This is a genomic window from Streptomyces cyslabdanicus, from assembly GCF_052663305.1.
On the sequence record NZ_JBQRUW010000066.1, the window covers coordinates 34,724 to 56,555 of the forward strand.

The window sequence follows — 21,832 nt, forward strand, 5'->3', positions numbered from 1 at the left end:
CGCGGGGCCCGTGGCCGTTCTCGCCGCCGCCGTCGCGAGCACATACCGCTTTCACGGTGCGCCGCCACCCCCTATGCTGATCCACCGTCACCTCACTGGCCGTCAGATGACGCATCACGCATCGGGGGAGTCGCGTGAGCACCGCCCACGTACCACCGCAGCCGCAGCCGCAGCCGCAGCCGCAGCCGCAGCCGCAGCCACAGTCGCCGAGCCATGCCGGCGTGCCGCCTTCGCTCCCGTCGGTGCCTCCGCACGCCAGTGAGGCCACCCGGCTGCTCTGCGCGGGCACCTACCTGGATGCCGGCTACCGGGACCGGGTCATCGAGGAACTCCACCTCAACGAGCAGCGGTTCGTGGCGCCTTCACTGGGGCTGGACACGGCACGCGTCCTCGCGCACGCGTTGCGCGCCCGTCGTCTGGAACTGCAGTGGGCCGGGGCGACCCTCGGCGTGTGGGTGGCCGGAGCGATCCTGACCGGCGGTCTGCTCGCCGAATTCGCCTGGGCCGGTGTGTACCTCGCGATCGCGGCCTGGGCCCGGGGTCGGGAGAAGCAGCCGCCTCTGTACCGGCGGGTGCTCGCGTTCTTTCTGCGCTGGGCGGGCCGGTTCCTGTTCGTCTTCGGGCTGTTGGGCATGGCCGGCGCGGCCTTCGGCGGCGCCGACGACGGCCTGTCGCCGTACAACTCCTCCGGCGGTCTGTACGACGCCGGCTCCTCCGGCCTGCTGTCGGACCTGCTGACCGCGGCGAGCATCGGCGTCGAGCCCTGGCAGGGCTGGGCCACGCTCGTGCTGCTCGTGCTCATCGCGCTGTGCGAGGCCGCACGGCGGGGCTGGTTCGCCAAGGCCCTGGTGGAGGAGCTGTCCCGGCACCGCTTCCCGGACGCGGGCGGCGACCCCGCCGAGCGGGACCAGGGGCAGCGGTTTCGCCGGCTGAGCGATCGGATCCGGGTGGAACAGCACGGGCAGCTGATCATGTACCACGAGGCTCGTCCGTTCTGCGGGGCCGGTGAGGCGTACGAGACCTGGGCCCTCGCGGTCGAGCTCAAGCCGGACGCCCTGCGGAAGCAGCAGCCGCTCAGCAACCGCGCCGTCCTGGAGAAGATCCGGCCGCGGCTCGAACAGCTGCGGCTGCCCGCCGAGCACGCGGGGACCTCGGCGCGCGACCGGCTGCGCGCCCTGGAGATCGACGAGTGCGTGTTCCTGCCGGCCGAGGGCCTGCTGGAGCGCGCGGAGGCGCCGTATCACCCGCAGGCCGTCGAGGAGCACCTCACGCGCGCGGTGGAGGAGGGCGGCGAGAAGCGGCGGCACTTCCTGCGCATCCGGGTCGGGGGCTGGGACGAGGAGCTGGTCGTCACGGTCTTCGTCCGGGTCCACACCCAGGGCCGCATGCTGGTCCTGGAGATCGCCCCGCACGTACTGCTTCCGGTGCGGGAGGACTTCAAGGAGGCCGACCGCACGGCGCACCGCTTCCACCACAACAGCCGGCTCGGCAAGGCGGCCGCCGCCGTCCCCCAGGTGCCGCGCTCGGCGGCCTCCTCGCTGGCCACTCTCGGCAAGGGGGTGGCCTACGCGTGGCGGCTGCTCACCGGCGGCTACGCGCACGCGCTGCCCGACGGCCCCGCCCTGTCGGTGCGGGAACTGGGCTCGGCGCCGGCCGGTTCGCAGTTCCAGGACATGGACGTCTCCCGTTATCTGAAGAGCATCCAGGACCGCGTCGCGCACGGAGTGCGGGCGGCGCTCGCCGAGTCCGGCTACCAGACCGGCGAGTTCGTGCAGCAGGTCAACAACATCAGCAACGGCGGCGTGCACATCGGCCGGGTGGAGGGCAGCACCTTCGCCGTCGGCGAGCACGCCTCCGCCTCGGCCACCACCGGCGGCCCCGCGCCGCAGAAGGGATCCGGCAGCGATGTCCACGGATGAGCCGGCCGTCACCATCGCCGACGTCTCGCAGAGCACCTTCGCCATCGGCAGTCACGCGCACGCGGAGAGCCACCACCACGCGGCCGGACGCGATCCGGCTGCCGAGGAACTGCTCGCGGCCGTGCGTGAACTGCGCGCCGACCTCGCCCGGATCCGGGCCGACGACCGGACCCGGGCACTGGACGGAGAACTGGCGGACACCGAGGACGAGATCAACCGGACCGGTACCACCGGCGAGGGCAGACGGCAGCGGCTGCGCGAACTGCTGAACGACGCGCAGGCGGTGTTGTCCGTGTTCACGTCGGCCGGGGCCGTTGCCGGACTGCTGGGAATGTGACCGGACCGCTGGTGTGACCGGACTGCTGGGAAGGTGAGGGGAGCGGCGTGAGCCACGGGGGCGGACGGTTCTGGAACGAGGAGACCCAGCGCTGGGAGGACGCCACCGCGCGTCCGGCCCGGGCAGCCACGCCCCCGCCGCCGGCCCGGCCGGACCATGCGCCGCCGGCGCCTTCGGCGGTGCCACCGCCACCCGCGGAGTTCGCCGGCCCGCCCGCGGCGCCCGGGCCCGACGCCGGATGGCAGCCGCCGACGGTCCTCGGGCCGTCCGTCCCCCAGCGCCGGAACCCGGAGCGCGCGCTGTGGTGGAAGGTGGCGGCGGGGGCCGCCGTGGTCGGGATCGCCGTCGCGTTCGGCGTCCTGAGGCTGACCGGCGGGGACGGATCCGACGCCGCCCGTACGGAGACGAGCCCGCCACCCACCGCCGGCGTGCCGGGTGCCGACCGGTCCCCGGCGACCGGAAGCGCCGCCCCGGACGAGTCCTCACCCGACGACACGGCGACCGCCACCTCCGCGCCCACCGTCCCGCCCGACGGGTACCACGTCGTCGACGACCCCGCCGGGTTCACGATCGCCGTACCCGACGGATGGCAGCGCAGCGAACGCTCGAACGGCATCTTCTACGCCACGGACGACGACCACCGGCTGCTGCAGATCTTCGTCATCACGGAAGCCGGGATGACGCCGTACGAGGCCGTTCTGGCGTCGTCCGAGAACCTTGCCGGGCAGCCCGCCTACGAGGAGATCAGCGTGGACCAGGTCGGTGCTCCGGCCGGTGCCTCCAGCGCGGTCGGCGACGACGCGGCCCGGCTGGTGTACGCGTACGACAGCGACAAGCTGGGGGAGCGCCGGCAGGCGGTGGAGTACGCGTTCACCGCCGACGACGGCAAGAAGTACGCCGTACTGGCGGCCTGCCCGGCCACGGACTGGCCCGCGGCGCAGCGGGACGCCGACACGGTCCTGAGCACCTTCGCGACGCGCTGAGGTTCGCCCCCGTGCGGGACGTCACTTGTACTGCCCCGGCGTGTAGTGGCCCGGGACCGCGCGGGTCGTCACACCGAACCGGTTCCAGGCGTTGATCACCGTGATCGCGGCGATCAGACAGGTCAGCTCGGCCTCGTCGAAGTGCGCGGCGGCCCTCTCGTACACCTCGTCCGGCACGAAGCCGTCGGTGAGGACGGTGACGGCCTCGGTCAGCTCGATCGCCGCGAGCTCCTTCTCCGTGTAGAAGTGGCGCGACTCCTCCCAGGCGCCGAGCTGCACGATCCGCTCCACGCTCTCGCCGGCCGCGAGCGCGTCCTTGGTGTGCATGTCCAGGCAGAACGCGCAGTGGTTGAGCTGCGAGGCGCGGATCTTGACCAGCTCGCGCAGCCGCGGGTCGAGGCCCTGGCCCGCGGCCGCGTCCAGCCGGACCATCGCCTTGTAGACCTCGGGGGCGTGCTTGGCCCACTGCATACGGGGCTCGTGCTCGGGCGCGTACGCGGGGGCGCCTTCGGGGGTGTCCGTGTGTCCGCCGGTGTTCGTCGTCGTAGCCATACACCTGACCCTATGAGCGAAGCAGCCCAGGAGTATGGTCCATTTCCATGGCGGAATCATGGGCCACTCTGGGCCTGGACCTGCATCTGGAACCGGCCGGTCCCGGCCTGCGCCGAGGCCTCACCGACGCGCTGCGCGAGGCGGTCCGCACCGGCCGCCTGGCCCCCGGAACCCGGCTGCCCTCCTCCCGCACCTTCGCCGCCGACCTGGGCGTCGCCCGCAACACGGTCGCCGACGCCTACGCCGACCTGGTCGCCGAGGGCTGGCTGACCGCCCGCCAGGGCTCGGGCACGCGCGTGGCCACGGGGGCACCCGCCTCGCCGTTCGGGCCGCCGCCGGGCGCGGACGTCCGGCGGACCGGCGCGGCCCCGCACCCCCGGGAGCGCCCCCGCCCCGTTCACGACCTCGTCCCCGGTACCCCGGACCTCGCCTCCTTCCCCCGCACGCAGTGGCTCAAGGCCGCCCGCCGCGCCCTGGCCACCGCGCCCCACCACGCCCTCGGCTACGGCGACCCGCGCGGCCGGCCCGAACTACGCACCGCCCTGGCCGGCCATCTCGCCCGGGTCCGCGGCGTCCGCACCGACCCCGACCACATCCTGGTGTGCGCGGGCTTCGCGCACGGACTGCGGATCCTCGGCACGGTGCTGCGGGCCCGCGGCGTCACCACGGTCGCCGTCGAGTCGTACGGCCTCGACGTGCACTGGGACCTCCTGGCCCGGACGGGCCTGCGCACCAGCCCCCTGCCCTTCGACGAACTCGGCACGGTCACCGGCGAACCGACCGGCTCCGGGGCGGTCCTGCTCACCCCCGCCCACCAGTTCCCGATGGGCATGCCCCTGCACCCCGACCGGCGCGCGGCCGTGACCGAGTGGGCCCGGCGCACCGGCGGCCTGATCCTGGAGGACGACTACGACGGTGAGTTCCGCTACGACCGCCAGCCCGTCGGCGCGCTCCAGGGACTGGACCCGGACCGCGTGGTCTACCTGGGCACGGCGAGCAAGTCCCTGGCCCCCGGCCTGCGCCTGGCCTGGATGGCCCTGCCCCCGTCCCTGATGGCCGAGGCCACGGCCGCCAAGGGGAACTCCGACACCTGCGGGGTGCTGGACCAGCTGACGCTCGCGGAGTTCATCACCTCCGGCGCCTACGACCGTCATGTGCGCTCCGCCCGGCTGCGCTACCGCCGCCGCCGCGACGCCCTGGTCGAAGCCCTCGCCGTCCGCGCGCCCGACGTCCGCGCCACCGGCATCGCCGCGGGCCTGCACGCCGTGCTGCGACTGCCGCCCGGAACGGAATCCGCGGTGGTCCAGGCGGCCGCCTGGCAGGGCCTCGCCCTCCAGGGCCTGTCCCGCTTCCGCCACGAGCAGGCGGAAGTGGCGCCGCTGGACGCCCTCGTCGTCGGCTACGGCACCCCAGCGGACCACGCGTGGGCCGCGGCCCTGGACGCCCTGTGCCGGGTACTGCCCTGACGGCCCGCCGGGCCGGAGGTCACCCCTGTGCGGCCGACGCCTCCTGGGCCGGCCCTTCCAGCCCTTCCGCCTCCGGTGCCTCCCCGAACCGCGCCAGCGCCAGGGCGCCCGCCACCGCCACCGCGAAGCCGAGCACCGCGAGCCAGGCCAGACCCTCGCGGGTGCGGTCGCCCAGCCACACCACCCCGACCGCCGCGGGGCCGATCGTCTCGCCGATGACCATGCCCGCGGTGGCCGTGGTCACCGAACCGCGCTGGAGGGCCGAGGTCAGCAGCAGGAAGGCGGCTCCGCCGCCGAGCAGCAGGGCGTAGGTTGCCGGGTTGGGGAACAGCGCCGACGGGGCGAGCGAGTCGATCAGCCGTACCGCCACCTCGACCACGCCGAAGCCGAAGCCCGCGCCCAGGCCGAGGAGCAGGGCACGGACACGCTCGGGCAGGCGGCCGGCGACCGCTCCGAGCAGCAGCACCGCCAGCGCCGCCCCGAGCATCGCCCACCTCAGCGCCGTCGAGCCCTGCTCATGGCCCTCCGCGCCCGAGGCCAGCCCCAACAGGGCCAGACCGGCGCAGACGACGCCCACCGCCGACCACTCCACCGTGCTCAGCCGCACCCGCAGCAGCCGGGACGCGGTCACCGCCGTCACCGCGAGACTGGCGGCGAGGGCCGCGCCGACCACGTAGATCGGCAGCGAGCGCAGGGCCGCGATCTGGAACAGGAACCCGAGGCCGTCCAGGCCCAGGCCCGCCAGATACCGCCACTGCCGCACCGCCCGCAGCAGAAGTGCCGCCTCCCCGCCCCCGCCGCTGTCGGCCGCGGCGCGTGCGGCGACGGCCTGAAGCACCGTCGCCGCGCCGAAACACACCGCCGCGCCGAGCGCGCACACCATTCCGAAGACCACGAGGCGACTTTAGGGGACTCCGGGCAGAGGACGGTCACCCGCTACACGCCGAGCACCGCCCGCAGCCGGGCCAGCCCCCAGTCCAGGTCCTCCCTGCCGATCACCAGCGGCGGGGCGATCCGGATCGTCGAGGTGTGGCTGTCCTTCACCAGGACGCCCCGGTCCATCAGCTTCCGGGCGATCTCCCGCCCGGTCCCCAGCGACCGGTCCACGTCCACGCCCGCCCACAGCCCGCGGCCGCGCACCGCCCGCACCCGGCCCGTCCCGGTCAGCTGCCCCAGCTCGCGGTGCAGATGCTCGCCCAGCTCCGCGGCCCGCGCCTGGAACTCGCCCGAGCGCAGCATCGCGATCACCTCCAGCGCCACCGCGCACGCCAGCGGGTTCCCGCCGAACGTCGACCCGTGCTCGCCCGGCCGGAACACGCCCAGCACCTCGCGCGAGGACACCACCGCCGACACCGGCAGGATCCCGCCGCCCAGCGCCTTCCCGAGCACGTACACATCCGGTACCACCCCCTCGTGCTCGCACGCGAAGGTACGGCCGGTGCGCCCGAGCCCCGACTGGATCTCGTCGGCGACGAACAGCACGTTCCGCTGCCGGGTCAGCTCCCGCACGGCCGGCAGATAACCGGCCGGCGGCACCAGCACCCCCGCCTCGCCCTGGATCGGCTCCAGCAGCACGGCGACCGTGTTCTCCGTCATCGCCGACCGCATCGCCGTCAGGTCCCCGTACGGCACGATCTCGAAGCCCGGCGTGTACGGCCCGAAGTCCGCCCTGGTCACCGGGTCGGTGGAGAAGCTGATGATCGTCGTCGTGCGGCCGTGGAAGTTGTTGCCCGCGACCACGATCTTCGCCATCTCCGCGGGCACGCCCTTGACCCGGTACCCCCACTTCCGGGCCGTCTTCACGGCCGTCTCCACCGCCTCCGCGCCCGTGTTCATCGGCAGTACGGACTCCATGCCGCACAGCTGGGCCAGCCGTTCGCAGAACTCCGCGAACCGGTCGTGGTGGAAGGCCCGCGAGGTCAGTGTCACCCGCTCCATCTGCGCCTCGGCCGCCTCGATCAGCCGCCGGTTGCGGTGCCCGAAGTTCAGCGCCGAGTAACCGGCCAGCAGATCGAGGTACCGGCGGCCCTCCACGTCCGTCATCCACGCGCCCTCCGCCGTGGCGATCACCACGGGCAGCGGGTGGTAGGTGTGTGCGCTGTGGGCGTCGGCGGCGGCGATGAGGTCTTCCGTGGCGGTCACGGCGGCTCCCGAGGACGAGGGGCGCCTCCCGGGGAGGGGAGGTTGTCCTCCTTCCTATCCTCGCTCGCATGGCGGACGGGGGAACTGCGCCGTGGGGTGCGCCCGGTAGGCTGACGGCGGGCCGTGACTGGCGCGCTGGGATGGGACCGACCATCGGGGAGCGGCCCGAGCCGAAAGTGTGCCGTGCGCCTGGGCCGTAACGTGAACGCCGATGCCACGTCCGGAGGTCCCGATGCCTGAGAACACCGCGCCCCTGTCCAACGAGTCCACCGCCTTCCGTGCCGCCCTCGACGTGATCCGCGCCGTCGAGCCGCGCGTGGCCGACGCCATCGGCCAGGAGGTCGCCGACCAGCGCGAGATGCTCAAGCTGATCGCCTCGGAGAACTACGCCTCCCCGGCCACCCTGCTGGCCATGGGCAACTGGTTCAGCGACAAGTACGCCGAGGGCACCATCGGCCGCCGCTTCTACGCCGGCTGCCGCAACGTCGACACCGTCGAGTCGCTGGCCGCCGAGCACGCCAAGGAACTCTTCGGCGCCCGCCACGCCTACGTCCAGCCGCACTCCGGCATCGACGCCAACCTCGTCGCCTTCTGGGCCGTGCTCGCCCAGCGCGTGGAGGCCCCCGCCCTGGAGAAGGCCGGGGTCCGCCAGGTCAACGACCTCTCCGAGGCGGACTGGGCCGAACTGCGCCAGGCCTTCGGCAACCAGCGCATGCTCGGCATGTCCCTGGACGCCGGCGGGCACCTCACCCACGGCTTCCGCCCGAACATCTCCGGAAAGATGTTCGACCAGCGCTCCTACGGCACCGACCCGGCCACCGGCCTCCTCGACTACGACGCCCTGCGCGCCTCCGCCCGTGAGTTCAAGCCGCTGATCATCGTCGCCGGCTACTCCGCCTACCCGCGCCTGGTGAACTTCCGGATCATGCGCGAGATCGCCGACGAGGTCGGCGCCACGCTCATGGTCGACATGGCCCACTTCGCGGGCCTGGTCGCCGGCAAGGTCCTCACCGGCGACTTCGACCCGGTCCCGCACGCCCAGATCGTCACCACCACCACCCACAAGTCCCTGCGCGGCCCGCGCGGCGGCATGGTCCTGTGCGACGACTCCCTCAAGGACCAGGTCGACCGGGGCTGCCCGATGGTCCTCGGCGGCCCTCTCCCGCACGTCATGGCCGCCAAGGCCGTCGCCCTCGCCGAGGCCCGGCAGCCCTCCTTCCAGGACTACGCCCAGCGCATCGTCGACAACTCCCGAGCCCTCGCCGAGGGCCTGACGCGCCGCGGCGCCACCCTCGTCACCGGCGGCACCGACAACCACCTCAACCTGATCGACGTCGCCTCCTCCTACGGCCTCACCGGCCGTCAGGCCGAGTCCGCCCTGCTCGCCTCCGGCATCGTCACCAACCGCAACGCGATCCCGGCCGACCCCAACGGCGCCTGGTACACCTCCGGCATCCGCATCGGCACCCCCGCGCTGACCACCCGTGGTCTGGGCACCGCCGAGATGGACGAGGTCGCCGGCCTGATCGACCGTGTCCTGACGGCCACCGAGCCCGGCACCACCGGCAAGGGCACCCCCTCCAAGGCCCAGCACGTTCTCGACCCGAAGATCGCGGACGAGATCTCGCACCGGGCCACGGACCTGGTGGCGGGCTTCCCCCTCTACCCGGAGATCGACCTCGGCTGACCCGTCCCCGCCCGGGACTCACGGTCACAGGACGGACAGGGTCACTGGACTCACAAGTCGATCAGCTCCTGCCGTGGTTCCTCCCTCGGCGGTCCGGCGCCACGCCGGGCCGCCGTGCCCTCCGCCCAAGCGTCCGGTACCGGCTCCGTCCCCGTGTACGCCGGCCTCAGCAGCTTCTGGAGCTGGGCGAAGCCGGGCTCCCCGGAGTGCAGGACCGTCGTCCGCCCCGAACCGCCCGCGATGAGAAGCGCCACATCGGGGGTGCGCGGCTGTCCGTCCGCCCCGGCGGCTGCGGCGACCACCGGCACCCCTGACAGAAGCGCTGCCGCCACCGCTGTCAGCAGCAGGGCGGTGAGCCGCGACGCCGTACGCCTGCCGCGCGGTTCCACCCGGCCATCCCCTCTCGTCCCGCGCACGCGTCCTACACGTCCCGCAGTTCCTGCCGGGGGCCCGGGTCCCGCTCCCGCCGCAGGCGGTCGAGCGGAAGCCTCGGTACGAAGCGCCGCAGTACCAGCGCGAGCACCGCCCCGGCTGCCGCTCCCGGTATCGCCCACCACCAGTCGGTGCCGCCGTCCTCAGCGGACGGCACGCTCACCCGCACCGTCTGCGTCCCCTCGGCGTCGGGTCCGGTCTCCGGTGCCGCGGTGTCCGGTGCGGCCGTCTCGCCTTGCCAGGGCGCCGGGAAGATGCCGGTGTACCCCTGGTCCGAGGGGGAGGCCTTGCCCATCACGCCCAGCTTCGCGAGCAGGGCGCGCAGCCGGGCGGGCCGCTCGGCACGGTGCCAGTAGCCGTTCATGGACTCGGGCACGTTCGCCGCCGTGTGGATCCAGACGGCGTTCCCACGGGTCATCGGGAAGACCCGGTCGAACCGCCACGGTGATATGTCGTGCACCAGCCAGGTCACGTTGAGCTGCCGTGCGTGGACCAGATCGGCCTCGGGCGGCAGGTCGCGGCCGCCCGAGCCGGCCGGGCCCAGTAGCTTCTCCAACTGCCCGTACTCCTTCTCGGAGTAGTAGAGCGCGTGGGCCTGTCCGCTCTGCGGCGAGGTCACCAGCACACTGGTCGGGCCGCCGGCCGTCGCGGAGGACGCGCCCCACACCATCACGGCGAGCATCATCGTCAACGCGCCCAGGAGCGCGGTCAGTTCACGAACCCTCCATGTGCCCATCCGAACCCCCACCGGTCGAATCCGACGCGGCCCGCCCCGGGCCGCGCATCACTTCTGGTACACCGCCCGGCCCGCCGGGGTTCCCACCCTCTGGGAGCGAAGGCCGCCCGGAAGTCCCGGCCTCCAGCACGTCCGACCGGGCGATCCGCATCGCGTGCGCCTTGGACGTCACTCCCTCCAGCCGGAGCGTCACGGTGTCGTCGCCGGTCCCGTGCATCCACAGCAGCGTCGGGCCGGCGGTCCGCTCGTCCCGGGTGAAGCGGTGGCCGTCGGCGTCCAGCAGCCAGAAGCTGAGCAGATGCGGCCTCGGGAACCACAGGGCGGAGTCGAAGACGCCGTCGGTCGAGGCCGTGCCCAGCGGAATCCACTCCGGTGGTTCCCGCAGGCTCTTGGCGAAGCCGATGTCCAGCCGCTGCGGGTACTCGTCGAGTCGTATCGTCCGCCCCTGTTCGTGCCAGCACAGGGTCACCAGGAACCGCCCCCGCGGCTCGCCGGTCACCGTCACCGCGTCCGGCACGCCGAGCGCGTCGGGCACCAGGGGCTCGAAGCCGGCCTGCCGCCGCGCCTGCGCCAGGGACAGCGACCGGCCGCAGCCGGGGACCTCGGCGCCGGGTGAGGGCATCGCCGACGGGTCGTACCGCACCTCGACGCCGGCGAAGCCGAACCAGTCGAGGACCGCCGCCCGCACCGGGGGCGTGAGCGCGAGGACCGTCAGCAGACCGCACAGGGCCGCCGTCAGCGAACGCCACCGCGTCCGCGTCCAGTGCCGCACCGCCCGCAGCCGCTCACCCGCACGCGCCGGCTCGGCCACCGGGACCGGCACCTGTTCGGCCAGTATCTGCTGAAGCACCCGCTCCGCCATCGACTCGGACCCCGCCGCCGGAACCGCCGGGCGCGACGGATCTGCCGGACCCGACGGTCCCGGCGCGTCCAGCGAGCGTCCGAGCGCCCGCAGTTCCTCCGGCAGCCCGGGGGGCCCCGCCCGTCCCGCCCCCTTCTGTTCACGCACGTTCCTCACCCCCTTCCCGGGACCGGGCGTTCGGCAGCAGTCGGCCCAGCTTGCGCAGGGCGCGGTGGAGACGGGACTTCACGGTGCCCCGGGGCCAGCCCAGGGCCTGGGCGGTCTCCGACTCGTCCATCTCCAGCAGATAGCGGTAGGTGACGACCAGACGGTGCTCCTCGCTCAGCTGTTCCAGCGCGGCCAGCAGGGCGGCGCGGCGCTCCGTCCGCAGCGTCGCCACGGCGGGGTCCGCCGACTCGGGTATCAGCGGCTCGGCCTCCACGAAGGCCGCCTCCCGGCCGGCGAGCGTGCGTCGCCGGGCCGCGGCGCGCACTGTGTTCCTCGCCTCATGGGCGACGATCGACAGCAGCCACGGCCTGAAGGCCGAGCCGTCCCTGAACCGGCCCAGGGCGCAGTACGCCTTGACGAAGGCCTGCTGCACCACGTCCTCCGCGTCCGCCCCCGCCCCGAGCGCGGCGGCCGCCCTGAGCGCGATGCCCGTGTGGGCCCGCACCAGCTCCGCGTACGCCTCCGGCTCCCCGGCGCGTACGCGTGCGATCACCGCGGCCTCATCGACGATGCGGCCCCCCTCCCGCGTTCTCACACCCTTGTTACACCGCGCGGGACGATCCGGTTCCCATCTGTTTCCGACCGGTTCCGGATCGGGCTCTCTTACCTGAGAGAATGGTGAGCATGGCGACTGACCGACCCCGCGTGCTCTCCGGAATCCAGCCCACCGCCGGATCGTTCCACCTCGGCAACTACCTCGGCGCCGTCCGCCAGTGGGTGGCCCTCCAGGAGAGCCACGACGCGTTCTACATGCTCGCCGACCTGCACGCGATCACGGTCACGCAGGATCCGGCCGAGCTGCGCGCCAACACGCGGGTTGCGGCCGCCCAGCTGCTGGCCGCCGGGCTGGACCCGGATCGCTGCACGCTGTTCGTGCAGAGCCACGTCTCCGAGCACGCCCAGCTGGCCTGGGTCATGAACTGCCTCACCGGCTTCGGCGAGGCCGGCCGCATGACCCAGTTCAAGGACAAGTCCGCCAAGCAGGGCACCGACCGGACCTCCGTCGGCCTGTTCACGTACCCGATCCTCCAGGTCGCCGACATCCTGCTCTACCAGGCCAACGAGGTGCCGGTCGGCGAGGACCAGCGTCAGCACATCGAGCTCACCCGCGACCTCGCCGAGCGCTTCAACGGCCGCTTCGGCCAGACCTTCACCGTCCCGGACGCGTACATCCTCAAGGAGACGGCGAAGATCTACGACCTCCAGGACCCGACGACCAAGATGAGCAAGTCGGCGTCCACGCCGAAGGGCCTGGTCAACCTGCTGGACGACCCGAAGGCCACGGCCAAGAAGGTCAAGAGCGCGGTCACGGACACCGACACGGTCATCCGCTACGACCCGGAGACCAAGGCGGGCGTCAGCAACCTCCTGACGATCTACTCGACGCTGACCGGGGCGGGTATCGGCGAACTGGAGGAGAAGTACGCGGGCAAGGGCTACGGTGCGCTCAAGACGGATCTCGCCGAGGTCATGGTCGCGTTCGTGACGCCGTTCCGGGAGCGGACCCAGCAGTACCTGGACGACCCGGAGACCCTGGACTCGATCCTGGCCAAGGGCGCGGAGAAGGCGCGCACGGTCGCCGCGGAGACCCTCTCCCAGGCGTACGACCGGGTGGGTTTCCTTCCCGCCAAGCACTGAGGCGCACCACCGCACACGCGCGCCGCGGGGCAGAGCGCCGCACATCACTGTGGCTGTGCCTGCCCACAGCGGCGCCGTGGTCGTACAGTCATAGCCGGACGGCGGTGACGAAACGGCTGAGAACGAAACAAGAAGCCCCAGAAGACCCAGAAGACAGATCCGGCACGACGAAGGAGACGACGTGGGGACCGTAACGATCGGCGTGTCGATCGCGGTCCCGGAGCCCCACGGCAGCCTGCTCCAGCAGCGGCGCGCGGGCTTCGGCGACGCCGCGGCTCACGGCATCCCCACGCACGTCACCCTGCTGCCGCCGACGGAGGTCGACGCCGTGGAGCTGCCGGCCGTCGAGGCCCATCTGACGGAGGTGGCCGCGGTCGGGCGCCCCTTCACCATGCGGCTGTCCGGCACGGACACCTTCCGGCCGCTGTCCCCGGTGGTCTACGTGCGGGTCGTCGAGGGCGTCGAGGCGTGCACACGGCTCCAGCGGCAGGTCCGTGACGCCTCCGGGCCCGTGGCGCGCGAACTCCAGTTCCCCTACCACCCGCATGTGACGGTGGCGCACGGCATCGACGACGCGGCGATGGACCGCGCCTTCGAGGAGCTCGCCGGGTACGAGGCCGCGTGGCCGTGCGCCGGGTTCGCCCTGCACGAACAGGGCCCCGACGGGGTGTGGCGCAAACTGCGCGAGTTCGGCTTCGGCGGCAGCGCCGTGGTGCCCCCACAGGCGGAGCCCGTGGACCGCGGCACACTGCCCGCCCGATAGTCGCACACGCCTGCTCGGCGGGGCCGGGTCCGCGGCGGCGGACGGGCGGTACCCGGGCGGCTGCGGGGCGATCTCGGATGTGCCGCCCAGGACGGGCAGGGACCGGGGGAGACGCGAGAGGCCGGAGGCATCCTTCACGGCAGGCGGCCGTATCGTCCGGGTATGCGTGTTTTGACGCGGAAACGCTGTGTTCATGCGGCCGTCGAGCGGGCACAGTCCGATCATGGACTGGCTGAAGAAGCTTCCCGTCGTCGGGCCGTGGGTGGCCCGCCTGATGACCACGCACGCGTGGCGGTCGTACGAGCGCCTGGACCGGGTCAAATGGTCGCGACTGGCCGCCGCCATGACGTTCATCAGCTTCATCGCGCTGTTCCCGCTGCTGACGGTGGCCGCCGCGGTCGGCGCCGCCACGCTCAGTCCGCAGCAGCAGCACACGCTCCAGGGCAAGATCGTCCAGCAGTTCCCGGGCCTGGGACAGCAGTTGGACATCAGCGCCCTGGTGCAGAACGCCGGGACGGTCGGGCTCATCGCCGGTGCCGTCCTGCTGCTGACCGGCGTCAACTGGGTCGGCCAGATGCGGGACTGCCTGCGCGCGGTGTGGCGACTGCCCGACCCGGAGGAGAACCCGCTGATGGCCAGGGTGAAGGACACGGGCGTCCTGATCGGGCTCGGTGGCGCGCTGCTGGTCACGCTCGCCGTGTCCACCGTCGCCTCGGCCGCCGTCGGCTACCTCGCCCGGCAGATCGGGCTGGCCGAACACGGCTGGGGCAGCGTCCTGTTGCGGATCATCGCGTTCGCGGTCGCGGTCCTCGCCGACTTCCTGGTGCTGCTGTACGTCCTCACCCTGCTGCCCGGCGTGGAGCCGCCACGCCACCGGCTGCTGGTCGCCGCGCTGATCGGCGCGGTCGGCTTCGAGCTGCTGAAGCTGCTGCTGAGCGGCTACATCCAGGGGGTGGCGGCGAAGAGCATGTACGGCGCCTTCGGGGTCCCCGTCGCCCTGCTGCTGTGGATGAACTTCACGGCCAAGCTGGTCCTGTACTGCGCCGCCTGGACGGCGACGCAGGGCGGTGCGGGCGACGGGAACGGCGAGCCCGGTAAGGGCGGGGGCGGCGACGGCGGCCGGGCCGTCGATCTCAGGGGCGGGTCCGGCGGCGCATCAGGTCCGGCAGCGGCCACCGGCGGTTGACCAGGAACGCGGCGGCCGCGAGCAGCACCAGCGCGCCACCGGCGACCCCCAGGGCGGTCCCCACCCCGCTGGTGCCGTGCTTCGCCGACGCGCTCGCCTCGGCGGCGGGGGACGAGGCGCCGTCGGTCCGGCCGGCCGAGGGCTCGGCGCCCGGCTGCCCCTTCGCCTCGACGGCGCTCCTGGGCGGCACCAGCTCGCCCACCGGCCGCGCCTTGTCCAGAGCGGCGAAGCCCCAGTCGAAGAGCTTGACGGTCTCCTTGTAGACCTCGTTGTGCTGCTTGTCCTCCGGGTTCATCACCGTCACGAGCAGCACCCGGCCGTCGCGCTCGGCGACGCCGGTGAAGGTGGCGCCCGCATGGGTGGTGTTGCCGTTCTTCACCCCGGCGATGCCCTGGTAGACCGGGACGTCGTAGTCGCCGCTCAGCAGCCGGTTGGTGTTCTGGATCTCGAAGGAGCCGCGGGTGGTCTTGCCCTTCTTGTTCTTCTTGGTCTCGCCCGGGAACGACGCCCGCACGGTCGAGCAGTACTCGCGGAAGTCCTTCTTCTGCATCCCCGAGCGGGCGAACAGCGTGAGGTCGTACGCCGAGGAGACCTGGCCCTTGGCGTCGTAGCCGTCCGGGCTCACCACGTTCGTGTCGAGCGCCTGGAGCTCCTGCGCGTGCGCGTTCATGTCCTGCACGGTCGGCCCGGTGCCGCCGTTCATCGCGGACAGCACGTGCACGGCGTCGTTGCCGGAGCGCAGGAAGACGCCCAGCCACAGGTCGTGGACCGTGTAGGTCTCGTTCTCCTTGATGCCGACCAGGCTGGAGCCGGCGCCCACCTCGGCGAGGTCGGCCGGGTCGACCTTGTGCGTCTGGGTCCGGGGGAACTTCGGCAGCACGGTGTCGGCGAACAGCATCTTCAGGGTGCTGGCCGGAGGCAGCCGCCAGTGCGCGTTGTGCGCGGCGAGCACGTCGCCGGACTCGGCGTCGGCCACGATCCAGGAGCGCGCGGTGAGGTCCTTCGGCAGCACGGGCGCGCCGCCGGCCAGGTCGACCTGTGTGCCGGGCAGGCCCAGGCGGGCGCCGCCCACGCTGGACATCCCGGCTGGGGGAGTGGCTGACGGGACCGGCGCGGCGAGGGCCGTCGGCGCGGTCAGCGACACGGAGGACAGGGACAACAGGGCGGCGGAAGCGACCATCAGCGATCGTCTGACGATCTTATTGGGTGCGGGCACGGTCGGAAACGTACCCGGCGCGGGCAGTGACGTTCCGCCCGCCCTCCCACCCCGCCCGCGGAGCCAGGTTCCGGACGGCGATACTGAAGGCATGAAGCTCAGCCGCCCCGTCTCCTGGTTCCTGCTCGCCTTCGGGGTGTGGAGCTGGGTCATCTGGGTCACTTTCGTCAAGAATCTCGTCAAGGACGGCAGCGGTCTCGCGTTCGACCACGGGCACCCGACGGCCTACTTCTGGGTGCATCTGACGCTCGCCGTCGTCTCCTTCGTACTGGGGACGGTCATCGGGGGCATCGGGTTGCGCGGACTGCGCGCACTGCGCCGGACGCCGTAGCGTTCCGGACAGTTCCACGGGGCCTTCGGCGGGGCCGGAGGCCGGTACAGGCGACAGGCGGAAGGAACCGGCGGCATGGTGGTCGTCTTCGTGCTCGTGGCGCTGCTCCTGCTCAGCGGGGTGGTGGCGGCCAACTGGTACCTGTGGCGCCGCCTGTTCCGCGACACCACCAGCGGCCCCGGCCCGGTACGCCGGGCGGGCGCGGCCCTGATCGTCGGCGGCTGGCTCCTGGCCGTCGCGGCCCTCGTCACCGAGCGCGCCGGAGCCCCCTTCCGGCTCCAGCGCACCCTGGCCTGGCCCGGCTTCCTCTGGCTCGCCCTGGCGCTGTACCTGCTGCTGGCCACCCTGGCGACCGAGCCCCTCCGCCCGGTCCTGCGCCGCCTCCTGCCCACCCGCCCGCAGGCACCCGCCGTCCCCGAACCGTCCGACCCCCTCCCCACCGCGCAGACGCCCGCCCGCGAGCCGCGGTCCGCTGACGAGCCGGCGCGTTCTGCGGTGGGCGGGGCCGGGGCGGCGGTCGCCGGTTCTGCCGGGCCCGTGGCGGCCCCACCCGGCACCGACCCTCCGGGCACGCCCGCGGAGGGCGTGTCGCCGCCGCGTGAGCTTCCCGGCCGGAGACTGTTCGTGTCGCGGGTGGTCGGCGGCGGCGCCGCCGCGGTCGCCCTGGGGACCGTGGGGTACGGGACCTACGGGGTGCTGCGCGGGCCGCGGGTGAAGCGGGTCACCGTGCCGCTGGCGAAGCTGCCGCGGGCGGCGGACGGGTTCCGGATCGCCGTCGTCAGCGATGTCCACCTCGGACCCGTCCTCGGGCGCGGCTTCGCGCAGAAGGTCGTCGACACGGTCAACGCCACCCAGCCCGACCTCGTCGCCGTCGTCGGAGACCTGGTGGACGGCAGCGTGAAGGACCTCGGACCGGCGGCGGCCCCGCTGGCCGGGCTCCGGGCGCGGCACGGGGCGTACTTCGTCACCGGCAACCACGAGTACTTCTCCGGTGCCGAGCAGTGGGTCGAGGAGGTGCGGCGTCTGGGCCTGCGCCCCCTGGAGAACGCGCGCACCGAACTGCCCGCCTTCGACCTGGCCGGCGTCAACGACGTACAGGGCGAGAGCGAGGGGCAGGGCCCCGACTACGAGCGGGCGCTCGGCGACCGGGACACGGCACGCGCGTGCGTACTGCTCGCCCACCAGCCGGTGCAGATCCACGAGGCCGTCCGGCACGGTGTGGACCTCCAGCTCTCCGGCCACACCCACGGCGGCCAGCTCTGGCCCGGCAACCTCCTCGCGGCCGCCGCCAACCCGACCGTCGCGGGACTGGAGCGCTACGGCGACACCCAGCTGTACGTCAGCCGCGGCGCGGGCGCGTGGGGCCCGCCCACCCGGGTCGGAGCCCCGTCCGACATCACCGTCGTCCAACTCGCCTCGACCCAGGCCTGACCAGCTCCCCGCAGGCTCCTCCCAAACGCTCGAACAACAAGTCTTCGTAACTTCTTCGCATTCTCCCCAGACCCGGCTTTCCCTTCGTGAAAAGCGTGTGATTAGGTATCCGCGCCACTCAGGTGTGTGGCATATGCAGAAGGGTCCAAAAGGGACCTGGGGAGGATACGGATGCGATCGGTTCGCATGCGGATCCTCACGACGCTGCTCGTGCTGGCGGTCGTGGGGGTGGGCGGCTGGCAATTGCTGCCGTCGCAGGAGAGCAAGAACAAGACGATCGTCGTCGGCACGACGGACGCCGTCACGTCGCTGGACCCGGCCGGAGCCTACGACGCAGGCTCCTGGGCACTGTTCAGCAACGTGTTCCAGTCCCTGCTGACGTTCGAGCCGGGTGGCGTCACACCCGTGCCGGACGCGGCCAAGAGCTGCGGCTTCGTCGGCGGCGGACTGCGCACCTATCGGTGCGAGCTGCGCGACGGAATCAAGTTCCCCAGCGGACGCGAGATGACCGCCGAGGACGTGAAGTTCTCCTTCGACCGCGTGAAGAAGGTCAACTCCGACTCCGGCCCGTCTCCGCTGCTGTCCACCCTCGGCTCGGTGGAGGCCGGCGGCATGACCGTCACCTTCCACCTGTCGACGCCGGACGCCACCTTCCCCCAGAAGGTGGCCACGGGCGCAGGGGCCATCGTCGACCACACCCGCTACCCGAAGAACGGGCTGCGTACGGGCACCGCCGTCGACGGCACCGGACCGTACACGCTCAAGGCGTACGCCAAGGACAAGAGCGCGGTGCTGGAGCCGAACGGCTCCTACAAGGGCGCCATCAGCAGCACCGGAGAGCCGGTCGAGCTGCGCTACTACGACGACGCGACCGGCCTCGAGAAGGCCTGGAGCGCCCGGCAGATCGACGTCGCCTCCCGCACGCTGCCCCCGAAGGTCCTCGCCGGACTCAACCCGAGCGACCCCCAGATGCGCGTGTCGGTGTCCGACAGCTCCGACGTCCGCAACCTCTACCTCAACGCCCGTGCCTCCTCACCGCTGCACGACGTCCGCGTCCGGCAGGCCCTGGCCTGGCTGATCAACCGCGAGGAGCTGGCCAACAGCGTGTACGACGGGACCGTCGACGCGCTGTACTCGGTGATCCCGGCGGGTATCACGGGCCACAACACGGCGTTCTTCGACACCTACCCGGCGCAGGACGACCAGAAGGCACGCGCGCTGCTGACCGAGGCCGGCGTGTCGCTCCCGGTGCGGATCAGCTACGGCTACGGCAAGGGAGGCGGCGCCGTCGCCGACGAGGCCGCCGAGATCAAGCGGCAGCTGGAGTCGAGCGGCCTGTTCAAGGTCGACGTCAAGGGCTACGAGTGGGGCGCGTTCCAGAAGCTCTGGGCGGAGGGCAGCCTCGACACGTACGCGGTCGGCTGGGTCGCCGACTACCCGGACCCGGACACCTTCGCCAGCGTCGTCGCAGCCGACGGTCCCATGAGCACCGGCTACAACAGCAAGACCGTCGACAACCTCATCCGGGACACGCAGCAGTTCGCCGACCGGGGCCGCAGCGCCACGGACTTCCGCACCCTGCAGGCGCAGGTCGCGCAGGACGTACCGCTGATCCCGCTGTGGCAGCGCAAGGAGTACGTCGTCAGCAGCGAGGACGTCGGCGGCGCCCAGTACCTGACGGACGGTACGGGCAGCTACCGGCTCTGGAAGCTGGGCTGGATCTGACCGTCGCGGCCTGCGCCCGCTGAGCGTCACGGCCGTGCTCCCGCCGGCAGAGTGACCGTCACCGCGAGCCCCTCCCCGGGGTCCGTGCGGACGGTCACTTCGCCGTTGTGGGCCTCGACCACCCCCTGGACGATGGCCATGCCGAGGCCGCTGCCCGCGCCGCCGCCCGCGCGGAAGAAGCGGTCGAAGACGCGCGCCGCGTCCTCCTCAGCCAGCCCCGGACCCCTGTCCCGCACACACAGCCGTACGGCCCCGTCCGTGCGCTCCGCCGTGAGTCGCACCGGAACGTCGGCGGGCGTGTGGACGCGCACGTTGGCCATCAGGTTGCCGAGCACCTGCCGCAGCCCCGACTCGTCGGCGTGCACGAGGAGGACGCCCTCGGCGCCCACGGTCACGGGCCGCTCCGGCTGCTGTGCGCGCAGGTCCTCGGCGGCGTCCCGCACCAGCCGGACGACGTCGACGTTCCGCAGCCGCAGCTGCGGCCGCTGGTCCAGGCGGGCCAGGGTGAGCAGTTCGTCGACGAGCCGCCCCATACGGTCCACCTCGGCGTTCATCCGGTCCCAGGCGCGTCTGCGCTCGTCCGGCTCGGTCAGCATCCCCTTGTCGTACAGCTGGAGGTAGCCGCGTATCGCCGACAGCGGGGTGCGCAGCTCGTGCGAGGCGTCGGCGACGAAGCGGCGCAGCTGGGCCGCGCTGCGTTCGCGCGTGCGGTACGCCGTCTCCACCTGGTGCAGCATGGAGTTCAGGGCGACCCGCAGCTGTTCCACCTCCTGGGTGGGATGGTGGCTGGAGGGCACCCGCCGGGTCAGGTCGCCCTCGGCGATGGCCGAGGAGGTCTCCACCATGTCCTCCAGCGGCCGCATCCGGCGCCGCACGTTGAACATCGTCAGGCAGGCGAGCAGCGCCAGCAGCAGCGTGCCGACGCCGAGGTCCAGCTTGAGGGCCTTGGCGACGCCCTGGTGCAGCGGGTCGGTGGAGGTGGCGAACACGAGGTAGTTGCCGTCGGCCAGCCGGGCGGAGGTCGTCCGGTAGACGGCGCCGTGCAGCGTCACCTCGTGCGGTGTCGGGTCGGCGGCGAGCGCGCCCGGATCGCCGACCGCGGCGGCCAGGGCCCGCTGGGCCTTCGTCGGCGCGAAACCGGCGATGGGCACGGCCTCGCCGCGGCTGCCGAGGGCGGTGAAGACGGAGTCGGGCCGCGGACTGCCGACGGTGGCCTGCACGAAGTGGTCCCGGATGAGGGCCAGCGCGGCCAGCGAGTCGATCTGCCGCATGGTCAGCCGGGAGTCGACCACGGACTCACGGGTCTTGATCAGCTGGGTGTCGATCTGGCCGAGCAGGTAGTGCCGCATCCCCATCAGGCTCGCGGCCGTCGCCACCACGACACCCACGGCGAGCAGCCCGACGTTCGCCAGGGTCAGCTTGCCGCGCAGGGAGTGGATCCCGTGCCGGCGGCGCCGCGGACGCGGTCCGACCGGCCTCATGCCAGCCCGTATCCCACGCCCCGCCGCGTGGTGATCAACGGCGGTCCGAGCGCGTCCAGTTTGCGGCGCAGATAGCTGATGTAGGTCTCGACGACGGTCGACTCGGGCGGTGTGTGCTCGTACTGCCAGACGTGCCTGAGGAGTTGCTCCTTGGGCACGATCCGGCCGCCGTTGCGCACCAGGAAGCGCAGCAGCGCGTACTCGGTGGGGGTGAGTTCGACCGCACGGCCCGCGCGGTGCGCCGAGTACGTCGTCTCGTCCAGCTCCAGATCGCCGTAGCTCAGCGGTGGGCGCTCTGGAAGGACGTCGGTGATGGGGGTGCCCCCGCGCGAGCTCGTTCGAGCGTGGGGGAGGGTGCGGCGCAGCACGGCCCGTACCCGGGCGACGACCTCGTCGATGTTGAAGGGCTTGGTGATGTAGTCGTCGCCGAAGCCGAGCCCGCCGACGATCTCCGCGGGCGCGTCCCGCGCGGTGACGAAGACCAGCGCCAGGTCCGGGCAGCGGCTGCGCAGCTCGCGGCCGAGCGCCCGGCCGTCCCCGTCCGGCAGCATCACGTCCAGCAGGGCCACGTCGGGCCGGGTGCGCTCGGCGAGCGCGCACGCCTCGCGGACCGTGGCCGCGGTCATCACCTGGAAGCGGTGGTAGCGCAGCGCGATGGCCAGGACGTCCGCGATGGACTCCTCGTCCTCGACGACGAGGACCGTCGCCCCTTCGTGCCCTGCCTCGTTGACGGTCATG

Annotated in this window: 21 protein-coding genes and 1 riboswitch; of the genes, 11 read left to right on the plus strand and 10 right to left on the minus strand. The window is 72.7% G+C overall.

Annotation, left to right across the window (positions count from 1 at the left end; translation table 11 throughout):
• Positions 1 to 134: 134 nt before the first annotated feature.
• Genes ACTYVM_RS33265 through ACTYVM_RS33275 form a run of 3 tightly spaced genes read left to right on the plus strand, consistent with a single transcriptional unit; the run spans position 135 to position 3,239 of the window.
• Positions 135 to 1,919 carry an AbeC-like domain-containing protein gene (locus ACTYVM_RS33265; RefSeq protein ID WP_445529539.1) on the plus strand — a complete coding sequence of 595 codons (1,785 nt, stop codon included), beginning with the start codon at positions 135 to 137 and terminating at the stop codon, positions 1,917 to 1,919.
• Positions 1,906 to 2,256: a magnesium transporter CorA family protein gene (locus ACTYVM_RS33270; protein ID WP_445529540.1), complete on the plus strand. Its 351-nt coding sequence runs from the start codon at positions 1,906 to 1,908 to the stop codon at positions 2,254 to 2,256. The genes ACTYVM_RS33265 and ACTYVM_RS33270 overlap by 14 nt, the downstream gene beginning before the upstream one ends.
• Positions 2,257 to 2,303: 47 nt before the next feature.
• A complete protein-coding gene (locus ACTYVM_RS33275) occupies positions 2,304 to 3,239 on the plus strand; it encodes a serine/threonine kinase C-terminal domain-containing protein (protein ID WP_445529541.1) in 936 nt (311 codons plus the stop codon).
• Positions 3,240 to 3,260: 21 nt separating this feature from the next.
• Here the strand turns inward: ACTYVM_RS33275 and ACTYVM_RS33280 are convergent, their stop codons facing one another.
• A complete protein-coding gene (locus tag ACTYVM_RS33280) occupies positions 3,261 to 3,791 on the minus strand; it encodes a carboxymuconolactone decarboxylase family protein (protein ID WP_445529542.1) in 531 nt (176 codons plus the stop codon).
• A 47-nt stretch (positions 3,792 to 3,838) separates the two neighbouring features.
• Between ACTYVM_RS33280 and pdxR the strand changes: the two genes are divergently transcribed.
• On the plus strand, positions 3,839 to 5,257 hold the full coding sequence (gene pdxR, locus ACTYVM_RS33285) for a MocR-like pyridoxine biosynthesis transcription factor PdxR (RefSeq protein ID WP_445529543.1): 1,419 nt from the start codon (positions 3,839 to 3,841) through the stop codon (positions 5,255 to 5,257).
• 19 nt (positions 5,258 to 5,276) lie between these two features.
• Here the strand turns inward: pdxR and ACTYVM_RS33290 are convergent, their stop codons facing one another.
• Both ACTYVM_RS33290 and rocD read right to left on the minus strand, forming a co-directional pair.
• Positions 5,277 to 6,140 (minus strand): hypothetical protein, encoded by an 864-nt coding sequence (locus tag ACTYVM_RS33290; RefSeq protein WP_445529575.1) that lies wholly within the window; start codon positions 6,138 to 6,140, stop codon positions 5,277 to 5,279.
• 53 nt (positions 6,141 to 6,193) lie between these two features.
• Entirely contained in the window at positions 6,194 to 7,399 is a 1,206-nt protein-coding gene (gene rocD / locus ACTYVM_RS33295) for an ornithine--oxo-acid transaminase (protein WP_445529544.1), read from the minus strand.
• 113 nt (positions 7,400 to 7,512) lie between these two features.
• A riboswitch (ZMP/ZTP riboswitch) is annotated at positions 7,513 to 7,601 on the plus strand.
• A gap of 30 nt (positions 7,602 to 7,631) precedes the next feature.
• Between rocD and ACTYVM_RS33300 the strand changes: the two genes are divergently transcribed.
• Positions 7,632 to 9,086: a glycine hydroxymethyltransferase gene (locus ACTYVM_RS33300; protein ID WP_445529545.1), complete on the plus strand. Its 1,455-nt coding sequence runs from the start codon at positions 7,632 to 7,634 to the stop codon at positions 9,084 to 9,086.
• A 50-nt stretch (positions 9,087 to 9,136) separates the two neighbouring features.
• On the opposite strand, the gene ACTYVM_RS33305 is transcribed toward ACTYVM_RS33300, so the two are convergent.
• The 4 genes from ACTYVM_RS33305 to ACTYVM_RS33320 are packed head-to-tail and all read right to left on the minus strand — an operon-like array spanning position 9,137 to position 11,816.
• On the minus strand, positions 9,137 to 9,475 hold the full coding sequence (locus ACTYVM_RS33305; protein ID WP_445529546.1) for a hypothetical protein: 339 nt from the start codon (positions 9,473 to 9,475) through the stop codon (positions 9,137 to 9,139).
• A 32-nt stretch (positions 9,476 to 9,507) separates the two neighbouring features.
• Positions 9,508 to 10,254: a hypothetical protein gene (locus ACTYVM_RS33310; protein WP_445529547.1), complete on the minus strand. Its 747-nt coding sequence runs from the start codon at positions 10,252 to 10,254 to the stop codon at positions 9,508 to 9,510.
• Positions 10,232 to 11,263 carry a hypothetical protein gene (locus ACTYVM_RS33315; RefSeq protein WP_445529548.1) on the minus strand — a complete coding sequence of 344 codons (1,032 nt, stop codon included), beginning with the start codon at positions 11,261 to 11,263 and terminating at the stop codon, positions 10,232 to 10,234. Before ACTYVM_RS33315 ends, ACTYVM_RS33310 begins: the two co-directional genes overlap by 23 nt.
• Positions 11,256 to 11,816: an RNA polymerase sigma factor gene (locus tag ACTYVM_RS33320; RefSeq protein ID WP_445529549.1), complete on the minus strand. Its 561-nt coding sequence runs from the start codon at positions 11,814 to 11,816 to the stop codon at positions 11,256 to 11,258. The genes ACTYVM_RS33315 and ACTYVM_RS33320 overlap by 8 nt, the downstream gene beginning before the upstream one ends.
• 131 nt (positions 11,817 to 11,947) lie before the next feature.
• On the opposite strand from ACTYVM_RS33320, the gene trpS reads away from it, so the two are divergent.
• From trpS to ACTYVM_RS33335, 3 genes are all read left to right on the plus strand, one after another.
• Positions 11,948 to 12,961, plus strand: coding sequence for a tryptophan--tRNA ligase (trpS, locus tag ACTYVM_RS33325; RefSeq protein WP_445529550.1), 1,014 nt, complete (start codon positions 11,948 to 11,950; stop codon positions 12,959 to 12,961).
• A 181-nt stretch (positions 12,962 to 13,142) separates the two neighbouring features.
• Complete coding sequence (locus tag ACTYVM_RS33330) at positions 13,143 to 13,724, plus strand: 2'-5' RNA ligase family protein (protein WP_445529551.1); 582 nt, start codon at positions 13,143 to 13,145, stop codon at positions 13,722 to 13,724.
• Positions 13,725 to 13,947: 223 nt separating this feature from the next.
• Positions 13,948 to 14,910 (plus strand): YihY/virulence factor BrkB family protein, encoded by a 963-nt coding sequence (locus tag ACTYVM_RS33335; protein WP_445529552.1) that lies wholly within the window; start codon positions 13,948 to 13,950, stop codon positions 14,908 to 14,910.
• Here the strand turns inward: ACTYVM_RS33335 and ACTYVM_RS33340 are convergent.
• On the minus strand, positions 14,858 to 16,126 hold the full coding sequence (locus ACTYVM_RS33340; protein ID WP_445529553.1) for a D-alanyl-D-alanine carboxypeptidase family protein: 1,269 nt from the start codon (positions 16,124 to 16,126) through the stop codon (positions 14,858 to 14,860). The genes ACTYVM_RS33335 and ACTYVM_RS33340 overlap by 53 nt on opposite strands.
• 91 nt (positions 16,127 to 16,217) lie before the next feature.
• Between ACTYVM_RS33340 and ACTYVM_RS33345 the strand changes: the two genes are divergently transcribed.
• The 3 genes from ACTYVM_RS33345 (at position 16,218) to ACTYVM_RS33355 (ending at position 19,613) form a co-directional block, all read left to right on the plus strand.
• Positions 16,218 to 16,457, plus strand: a complete 240-nt coding sequence (locus tag ACTYVM_RS33345; RefSeq protein WP_400028711.1) for an SCO4848 family membrane protein — start codon at positions 16,218 to 16,220, stop codon at positions 16,455 to 16,457.
• 75 nt (positions 16,458 to 16,532) lie between these two features.
• On the plus strand, positions 16,533 to 17,888 hold the full coding sequence (locus tag ACTYVM_RS33350; protein WP_445529554.1) for a metallophosphoesterase: 1,356 nt from the start codon (positions 16,533 to 16,535) through the stop codon (positions 17,886 to 17,888).
• A gap of 186 nt (positions 17,889 to 18,074) precedes the next feature.
• Positions 18,075 to 19,613, plus strand: a complete 1,539-nt coding sequence (locus ACTYVM_RS33355) for an ABC transporter substrate-binding protein (protein WP_445529555.1) — start codon at positions 18,075 to 18,077, stop codon at positions 19,611 to 19,613.
• 26 nt (positions 19,614 to 19,639) lie between these two features.
• On the opposite strand, the gene ACTYVM_RS33360 is transcribed toward ACTYVM_RS33355, so the two are convergent.
• A complete protein-coding gene (locus ACTYVM_RS33360; protein WP_445529556.1) occupies positions 19,640 to 21,094 on the minus strand; it encodes a sensor histidine kinase in 1,455 nt (484 codons plus the stop codon).
• Positions 21,091 to 21,831 carry a response regulator transcription factor gene (locus ACTYVM_RS33365; RefSeq protein WP_445529557.1) on the minus strand — a complete coding sequence of 247 codons (741 nt, stop codon included), beginning with the start codon at positions 21,829 to 21,831 and terminating at the stop codon, positions 21,091 to 21,093. The genes ACTYVM_RS33360 and ACTYVM_RS33365 overlap by 4 nt, the downstream gene beginning before the upstream one ends.
• Position 21,832 lies beyond the last annotated feature (1 nt).

Bases quoted from the DNA above. Each gene is read 5' to 3' on its own strand.
- trpS (WP_445529550.1), top strand. From the start codon at position 11,948: ATGGCGACTGACCGACCCCGCGTGCTCTCCGGAATCCAGCCCACCGCC.
- ACTYVM_RS33365 (WP_445529557.1), bottom strand. From the start codon at position 21,831: ATGACCGTCAACGAGGCAGGGCACGAAGGGGCGACGGTCCTCGTCGTC.
- ACTYVM_RS33360 (WP_445529556.1), bottom strand. From the start codon at position 21,094: ATGAGGCCGGTCGGACCGCGTCCGCGGCGCCGCCGGCACGGGATCCAC.
- ACTYVM_RS33290 (WP_445529575.1), bottom strand. From the start codon at position 6,140: ATGGTGTGCGCGCTCGGCGCGGCGGTGTGTTTCGGCGCGGCGACGGTG.
- ACTYVM_RS33355 (WP_445529555.1), top strand. From the start codon at position 18,075: ATGCGGATCCTCACGACGCTGCTCGTGCTGGCGGTCGTGGGGGTGGGC.
- ACTYVM_RS33310 (WP_445529547.1), bottom strand. From the start codon at position 10,254: ATGGGCACATGGAGGGTTCGTGAACTGACCGCGCTCCTGGGCGCGTTG.
- ACTYVM_RS33300 (WP_445529545.1), top strand. From the start codon at position 7,632: ATGCCTGAGAACACCGCGCCCCTGTCCAACGAGTCCACCGCCTTCCGT.
- ACTYVM_RS33280 (WP_445529542.1), bottom strand. From the start codon at position 3,791: ATGGCTACGACGACGAACACCGGCGGACACACGGACACCCCCGAAGGC.
- ACTYVM_RS33335 (WP_445529552.1), top strand. From the start codon at position 13,948: ATGGACTGGCTGAAGAAGCTTCCCGTCGTCGGGCCGTGGGTGGCCCGC.
- ACTYVM_RS33270 (WP_445529540.1), top strand. From the start codon at position 1,906: ATGTCCACGGATGAGCCGGCCGTCACCATCGCCGACGTCTCGCAGAGC.
- ACTYVM_RS33345 (WP_400028711.1), top strand. From the start codon at position 16,218: ATGAAGCTCAGCCGCCCCGTCTCCTGGTTCCTGCTCGCCTTCGGGGTG.
- pdxR (WP_445529543.1), top strand. From the start codon at position 3,839: ATGGCGGAATCATGGGCCACTCTGGGCCTGGACCTGCATCTGGAACCG.
- ACTYVM_RS33350 (WP_445529554.1), top strand. From the start codon at position 16,533: ATGGTGGTCGTCTTCGTGCTCGTGGCGCTGCTCCTGCTCAGCGGGGTG.